At 68.3% G+C, this 6,930-nt stretch carries 5 protein-coding genes; 4 read left to right on the forward strand and 1 reads right to left on the reverse strand.

Features of this window, described 5'->3' with window-relative positions:
• Nucleotides 1-19: 19 nt before the first annotated feature.
• The 3 genes from KV557_RS43015 (at nucleotide 20) to KV557_RS26620 (ending at nucleotide 4,164) form a co-directional block, all read left to right on the forward strand.
• Nucleotides 20-952 carry an LAETG motif-containing sortase-dependent surface protein gene (locus KV557_RS43015; protein WP_308130080.1) on the forward strand — a complete coding sequence of 311 codons (933 nt, stop codon included), beginning with the start codon at nucleotides 20-22 and terminating at the stop codon, nucleotides 950-952.
• Nucleotides 953-1,081: 129 nt separating this feature from the next.
• Complete coding sequence (locus tag KV557_RS26615) at nucleotides 1,082-1,942, forward strand: LPXTG cell wall anchor domain-containing protein (RefSeq protein ID WP_218204021.1); 861 nt, start codon at nucleotides 1,082-1,084, stop codon at nucleotides 1,940-1,942.
• A gap of 539 nt (nucleotides 1,943-2,481) precedes the next feature.
• Nucleotides 2,482-4,164, forward strand: a complete 1,683-nt coding sequence (locus KV557_RS26620) for a DEAD/DEAH box helicase (RefSeq protein WP_218204022.1) — start codon at nucleotides 2,482-2,484, stop codon at nucleotides 4,162-4,164.
• A gap of 88 nt (nucleotides 4,165-4,252) precedes the next feature.
• On the opposite strand, the gene KV557_RS26625 is transcribed toward KV557_RS26620, so the two are convergent.
• The gene (locus tag KV557_RS26625; protein ID WP_308130081.1) at nucleotides 4,253-5,191 is read right to left on the reverse strand and encodes a hypothetical protein; all 939 of its coding nucleotides are present in this window, start codon (nucleotides 5,189-5,191) and stop codon (nucleotides 4,253-4,255) included.
• Between the two features lie 824 nt (nucleotides 5,192-6,015).
• Here KV557_RS26625 and KV557_RS26630 point away from each other — a divergent pair.
• Nucleotides 6,016-6,852 (forward strand): hypothetical protein, encoded by an 837-nt coding sequence (locus tag KV557_RS26630; RefSeq protein WP_218204024.1) that lies wholly within the window; start codon nucleotides 6,016-6,018, stop codon nucleotides 6,850-6,852.
• Nucleotides 6,853-6,930: the final 78 nt, after the last annotated feature.

A 6,930-nucleotide genomic window follows, 5' to 3' on the forward strand; every position in this document is an offset into this window, starting at 1 on the left:
CAAAGCTGGAGCATTGATCGTGCGCTCTTCCCGCCTCCTGGCTGCGTCCACCCTCGTGGCGCTCTCGCTCGGCGCCACGGTCGGCGCCGCCACCGCCGGCGCCGTCGGGGTCACGCCGACCCCGACCACCACCAGCACCGCCACCGCGACGGCCACCGCCGCTCCGACCACGGCCGCCCCGACTGCCACCGCGACGGGAACCCCGACCGCGAAGCCGACCGTCCTGCCGAACCCGACGCCGACCAACGGCGACCGCTGCCACGGCGGCGTCTGGCAGAGCACGCTGCTCCAGGAGACCGGCACCGGCCTGTACGGCACCACCCTGGTCAAGGGCGGCCCGGCCGCAGACGTCACGCTGACCTTCGAGAACATCACCGGCATCGACCTGCCCGCCGTGCACAACGCCCTCTACCTCACGGACGAGATGAGGGACCGCCCGGTCGACTGGAGCCCCGAGTTCTTCACCATCCAGCTGAAGACCGCCGACGGCTGGAAGCAGCTGACCGGCAAGGAGCGCGTCCTCCCGATGCAGGACTTCAAGCTGGCCAAGGGCGAGAAGTTCACCGTCCAGCTCCGGATAGCCGCCACCGCCAAGGCCCCGGCCGGCAAGTACGGCGGCAACTACGACGCCGGCTCGGACGCCTTCGACAACGACAGGACCCCCACCCCGGCCAACCACATCTCGACCGCCTGCACCCAGTACTACGGCACCTACGCGGGCGAGTTCCAGGTCGCCGAGGCCGGTGCCGGCACCGCCACCACCCCGGCGACCACCGCTGCGGCCACCGCCCCGGCCGCCGCCTCCGCGTCCCCGTCCGCGGGCCCGCACCTGGCCGAGACCGGTGCCTCCTCCAACACCCTGCCGATCGCCCTCGGCGGTGCCGCGGTGCTCGCCGCGGGTGCCGGCACACTGCTCGTCCTGCGCCGCCGCAAGGCCGGCGCGCACAGCTGACCGACCAGCTGATCGACCGGCCGATCCACCGCCGGTGAGATCACCCGAGGGGCGCGGACAACCGTTCGCGCCCCTCGGTGGTCTTCCCCGCCGGAGAGCGACCCCCGAACCCACCGCTGGAGCCTGACCATGCGTTCCCCCCGGCTGCCCGCCGCCTGCGCCCTGCTCGTGCTCACCACCGGTACGGCGGCCGTCGGCGCGGCCCCGGCCCTCGCCGCCGACGCCACGCCCACCGCGAGCCCGTCCGCGACGGCCACCGGGGCCCCGACCGCGCCCGCCACCACCCCTGCGGCGACACCCACCGCGACCGGCACGCCCAGCGCCACCGCGACCCCGACCGCCACCGGCTCGCCCTGGCCCTACAACTGCCCGGAGGGCCCGATGGCCTCCCCAATGCCGGCCACCGGCGGCGGCCCGGCGGGTGGCGTCGTGGCGACGGGCGGGGCACCCGGCGAACTGTCGGTCACCTTCGACAACGTCAGCACCACCACGGTCCGGGAGCTGGCCACCACCTTCACCCTGACCGGCAAGGACGGCACGGCCGGCCTCGACGTGAAGCTGCGCGCGCCCGGCTCCGACTGGAAGCCGCTCACGGCGGCGGACACGGGGACGTACAAGCTCGCCCAGGGCGAGAAGCTGACCCTCCAGGTCCGGATCACCGCCGGCGCCCGGGCCGCGCTCGACGACTACCGGTTCTCGTTCGCGGCCAAGTCCGAGGTGCTGCCGATCGGTTCGGCCCCGGCGAAGAAGTACACCTGCCCCCAGCTGGCCGGCACCTTCGGCGGCACGTTCACGGTGACCGACCACGCCGCCGCGACTTCCGGCACCACCCCTTCCCCCGCCGCGGGCCCCACCCGCACCCCCGGCCGGCTCGCCGACACCGGCGGCGGCACCGACTCCACCCCCATCGCCCTCACCGGCACCGCCACCATCGCCCTGGGCACGGCCCTCCTCCTGCTCACCCGACGCCGCAACGTCGAAGAGGACTGACCCGGAAGACCCCCCAGAGCAGGCGGCGCCCCTACGACGCCGCCTGCAACAACGCGCCGTCCTGCCACTTGAGGATCTTTTGACCCCCACAAGCCCGTGACCTGCGGGTTCAACCAGAAAAGTGCCGCTGACCAGGCGAAACTACCTTCAGTAGTTCGCACTGGTCAGCGGCACTTTTGGCCCTCATGTGCCCCGGATGTGCCCGGGGCCGCCCGGCTCAGTTCCCCACCGCCCCTCCACGGTACGGATGAGTTGGCGACTGAAGTGACGGGGGCGCACGCCGTTGCTGTGCGCCGTTTGGGTGATACTGGCCGCTCCAAGGGATCCCTCAGCGCCCCCTTCAACGCGGATAGACCACCCCTGCGTTGGTCTACGGTGCCATGTTGTGAACCTCGCGGAGCCCCGACATCGGACCCAGGTTCTACCTGGTGATCAGCGCCGGCAGGAGCACAAATGCCGATCCTGCGCCCGCGTTGGTCGCCTGACCACGGTGATGCCCGCGGCAGTCGCGGGCGCAGTCCCAACTGGAGGTTCGGCACGTGCGGTTGCGGCAGTGGCAGGACAACGGCCTACGTAAGTTCCTGGGGACGAACCGCGACTTCCTCGCCGTGGCTACCCCGGGTGCAGGCAAGACCACATTCGCGCTGCTCGCCGCCCTAGCGATGATGGACCGGGGCGAGATCAGTTGGGTCGTTGTTGTCGTGCCGACCGACCACCTGAAGGGGCAGTGGGCCAGAGCCGCAGCGGGACCGGGCATCAAGCTCAACCCAGCCTTCAAGAACGCCAGAAAGAGCACCGCAACCGACTATGACGGCGTGGTGACGACGTACCAGTCCGTGGCGGCCGACCCGTCTGTATGGTCACGCATGGCCAACCAGCCCGGTCGGCCGTGCCTGGTCATCCTGGACGAGGTGCACCACGCTGGGGACGCCCAGCAGCTCGCATGGGGACCGGCGTTGTTCGAGGCGTTCAGCGACGCTCACAGGCGGCTCATGCTGTCCGGCACTCCGTTTCGGACCGACGCAAAGGCGATCCCGTTCCTTCGCTACGACGAGGAACGCCGGGTAATCCCTGACATCAACTATGACTACGGCATGGCTCTGCAGGACCAGGACGTTGTTCGACCCGTCGTTTTCCCGGCCCTGGACGGCGAGGCCAGATGGCGGCTGGCGTCCGAGCACGCGACGGCAAGGAAGCTATCCGAAACCGATCCCCGGACAATCTCGCACGCTCTTACCGCCGCCCTTGACCCGGAAAAGGATTGGATTCCATCAGCCCTGCGCCGCGCCAACGACGAGCTGTCATTGATCCGGCAGGATACTCCGGATATCGGCGGGCTGGTTCTTGCCACTGATCAAAAATACGCCCGAAAATACGCTGCAATCCTCGAAAGCCTAACGGGCGAGCCTGCCACGCTTGCGATCTCGGACAAACCTCTCGCATCGAGGAGCATTTACGAGTTTTCCGGCGGCTCGTCCCGCTGGATTGTCGCCGTCCACATGGTCGCCGAGGGTGTCGACATTCCACGCCTGGGAGTCATCGTCTATGCAACCCGCACTCGCACGGAGCTCTTCTTCCGTCAGGTCGTCGGCCGCTGCATCCGGCGCCGCGGAGAAGACGACGACCTCTATGCACGCGTGTTCATCCCAACCATCCAGCCCCTCCTTGAACCCGCTGCGCGGATCGAATTAACCGTCCAGCACGTGGTGCGTTATCAGGAGGAGATGGTTCGAGCACGCCACAGCAACAACGAATCCATCGATGAGGGAACTCCCTCCGCAGTCGCCCCTCCGCGCAAGCTGGAGGTGATCGGCACCTCAAATTCTATTCACCCGTACACCATCAACAAAGGCGAGGCCATTGGCGAGCCTCTTCTCCTACAGGCTCGACGCTTGGGGCAAGAAGCTGGTCTGCCGATCAGTTCCGAACCGTCTGCCATTGTCCGCCTGATGCGTCTGGCCGGGATCCGTACAGGCGACGGCAAACCCTGGCCAGTCGTGAAGGAACAGACTTTGGCCGAGCAGAAAAAGGAGCTGCGGCTGGTCGTTAATCGCAAGGTGGGGCACCTAGCTGCTCTGAGGCGCCAGGCTCATAGTGAGATCCACCGCAGCCTCCACGATTTCTTCCACGAGGACAACATCGAGCAGGCCACCATGCACACGCTGAACGAGCGCCTTGTCATCCTCGACGGTTGGATCCACGACGCGAAGCCAAGCGGCTGAAGGCCAGCACCGGGGCCAAAGCTCTCGTTCCTTCCCTGCGGAACAAGTCCTTGGGCAGCGGCGCCAACGCCCGCACGGCGATGAGCGCCTATCCGGCGCCTGTGGCAGCGAACTGCCCGGTTCTCAGCGCCGGTCTGGCAGCGAGCACGGCGGCCCGAACACGTGCGGCGCCAGCGGTGGCCACGGCCGCTCCACTACCGACCTGCAGCGTTCTCCCGCCAAGGCCCGCACATCCGGCACAGATGCCTGGTTGCGGCACCGGGTCGTGGCACTTGGCACACTCGGCGTACCAGGGCTTGGACGGCTGCTGTGGGGCCAGGACGGGCGGCATCTTGCGCTGCAGGCGGCTGCGGAGGACGCCGACCGGGGAGTGCAGGGGCACGGGCAGGCCGGGCAGCAGGGCCTGGGCCAGCTCCTGGGCAGTACTGCCGCGCTCCAGCCACTGGGCGACGAGCGGCGCCAGCTCGGTGGCCTCGGCCTCGCCCAGCTGCAGGCGCGGCTCAGGGCGGATCGCCCGGAACAGCGTCGCCACCGCCTCCTGGACCTGTTCGTCCGGCATGGCCGGAGGCTCCTGCTCGATGGTGTGGCCTTCCTCCCGCCCTTTGGGTCGATCGGCGGCCTCATCGCCGGGGACCGTCCGCTGGTCGACCTGCTCGGCGGGGCGGGAGGGTTCTTGGTACCGCTTCTTTACAAGAGGGGCGCCAGCACGGCCGGTGCTCGCCTCGCCGGAGACCGGACGGGTGACACCCGGCACCGCCAGCTGCGGGGTGTCGTAGACGTGGGTCTCGGTACGGATCGTCCCGTCCGGCATGCGAATCTTCTCGACCCGGTAGTACCCGGCCTCGGTCAGCTCCTTCAGGGCCTTGCGGATCGTCCCACGCCCCTGCGGGCTGGAGTCGGCCATGTGCCGGCCGTCCTCGCGCCAGCCGTCCGGGCGGGAGAGGAGGTCCGCGAGCAGACCGCGGGCGGTGTAGGACAGCTGCCGGTTCTGCAGCATGGCGTTGGGCAGCACGGTGAAATTGCGCACGTGGGCGCTACGATGGACTCGCATCGGGAGTTGACGCTCCTGGTGCCGGACCCCGGGGTGTTAGCGCACCGCCGGGGTCGCCTGTTTTCGATTGGACCACGGAACGTACCACGTCACCCGGCACGGCGGGGGCCAATCATGCGAGCGGCCTTGATCACAACTCCCCTTGGAGGGAAGCGAGATCGGGCACGTTCCCCTAACCACTACGCCCAAGTCGAACCTGCGCTGTGGCATTCCTCGACCGGAATCGGGTGTACATCGGGGCGTACGCAGTCGGTTCAGAGCAGACCGGGGCTGTGGTTGATCTCGTGGGCGATGCGACGGACGAGGCCACGCTCATGGGCGACGGCGGTTATCGTCCTCGCTGCCGCAATCCGCTCGTGCTCCGCAGAGTCATCGCTGGTCACGCGAAGCGATTTCCGCCGCTTGCCGGTCCAACCTCGGCCCCACCTGCCGCCCGACCTGCTCACGCATCCGCCCGGGTAACCCTGCTCTGAGCCCGTCCATCGCGGCTCTTTTCGAGGACGGCCTCCGTCCAGCCCCGCAGGTGCGTCAGGAGACTCGTAGCGCGTCGGGCACCGCCTGGCGACAGCGGAAGCAGAGCCAGGGCCGGCAAGAGCGCAACGGTCGCCAGCACCAGCGGCACGAGCGCCAGTCCAACAATCAGCGCCCGCTGCGCTGGCACAAGTCGAGCCAGAAGATTGAGCATCAGGATGTCTTTCCACTACGCGAGTTGATCCGACTCCCCTAGGCTGCCGATCGCCGAGACCGTTGCACGAGCCGGAACACGTTGCCAATCACCTGCAACGGTCCGAGGAGAGGAGATGGCGGTGCTCCAACGCCCCACCCCTGGCAAGGTGCCCGAGAGTACACAGCCCGAGCCCGAGGTTGCCGCGTTCACCGCATTCATCAAGCAACTCTTCGATGCCCTGGGCACTTCACTCACCCGGTACGCCGCCCGCGTAAACCGCGACAAGGGCTCCGTCTCACGCTACTTCAACGGCCTGCGCATCGCCCCCAAGGACTTCGTCGACGAGCTGATCCGCCAGGTCGCCGACCTCACGGGCAACCCGGTCACTGACGAGGTTCGCGCACAGGCACACCAACTTCGGCTCGAGGCGTTGCGCGTGCGCAACGCCTCCCAGCATGAACTCGAACAACTCCGGGAGAGCTTGGGCGCCGCCGAACGGGAACTACACCTCGCCAGCGTTCGTGAGCGCGCCCTGCTGCGGGCCCTTGAAGCAGCCGAGGACCACACCCACCAGGCTGAACAGCGCTACCGCCAGCTAGAGAGCGACTGGGCTATCGCCCGCTATGCCTCGGGCTCCACGACACTAGACATCTACGCCCGACCAGACGGAGCCGATGAACTCCGAGACGAAATCCTCAGCCTCAAGGCTGAGGTCGAGGCACTACGGATCGAGCTGTCCCGCGCCCAGGCGTTGAAGCACGCCACGGAGGAACAGTGCGTTCGACTGGAAGCTCGCCTGCTGGCCGCCGAGGCAGCCCTCCAGTCGGAGCGCGCCCGCAGCCGTAGCCAGGCGATTGCTGAACTGAGTACGGCCGGCCCTGAAGTTCGGCCGGACTTGCAGATAGTCCACCGCTGTATCTCAGTGGACGTTAAGTCCGTTTCTGGTAGCGGCCTCGTCCGGGTTGGGTGAGGAAGCCTTGGCGAGTGAGGCGTCCGAGGCGGCTGCGGGTGATGTTGACGGACGCCTCGTCGGTGGGCATGCCGAGGA

Origin of the sequence: Kitasatospora aureofaciens (assembly GCF_019192735.1) — a bacterium.
Lineage (GTDB): Bacteria > Actinomycetota > Actinomycetes > Streptomycetales > Streptomycetaceae > Kitasatospora > Kitasatospora aureofaciens_A.